Raw genomic sequence first — 467 nt, 5'->3', positions numbered from 1 at the left:
ATCCTGAGCTACATCATGTGCAAGGCGATGAACCGCTCGTTCTTCAACGTGATCCTGGGCGGCTTCGGCGGCGAGGCGGCCACGGCGGCCACCGGCGCCAAGGAGCAGCGCCCGGTCAAGAGCGGCAGCGCCGACGATGCGGCCTACATGCTGAGCAACGCCGAGACGGTGATCATCGTGCCGGGCTACGGGCTGGCGGTGGCGCGCGCCCAGCACGCGGTCAACGAGCTGGCCGAGAAGCTCACCCACAAAGGGGTGACGGTGAAGTACGCGATCCATCCGGTGGCCGGGCGCATGCCGGGGCACATGAACGTGCTGCTGGCGGAGGCCGAGGTGCCCTACGACCAGGTGTTCGAGATGGAGGACATCAACGGCGAGTTCGCGCAGGCCGACGTGGCGATCATCCTGGGGGCCAACGACGTGGTGAACCCGGCGGCGCTGCAGAAGGGCACGCCGATCTACGGCAT

The 467-nt window shown here is 67.7% G+C and carries 1 protein-coding gene; it reads left to right on the top strand.

Features of this window, described 5'->3' with window-relative positions; genetic code table 11:
- On the top strand, nucleotides 1-467 hold a 467-nt coding region (locus AB4Z46_RS35425; protein WP_442288224.1), incomplete at both ends, for an NAD(P)(+) transhydrogenase (Re/Si-specific) subunit beta.

This window comes from Variovorax sp. M-6 (genome assembly GCF_052114385.1).
In the GTDB taxonomy this organism is placed as follows: Bacteria; Pseudomonadota; Gammaproteobacteria; order Burkholderiales; family Burkholderiaceae_C; genus Variovorax.
This window is presented reverse-complemented; position numbering and strand designations above follow the sequence as displayed.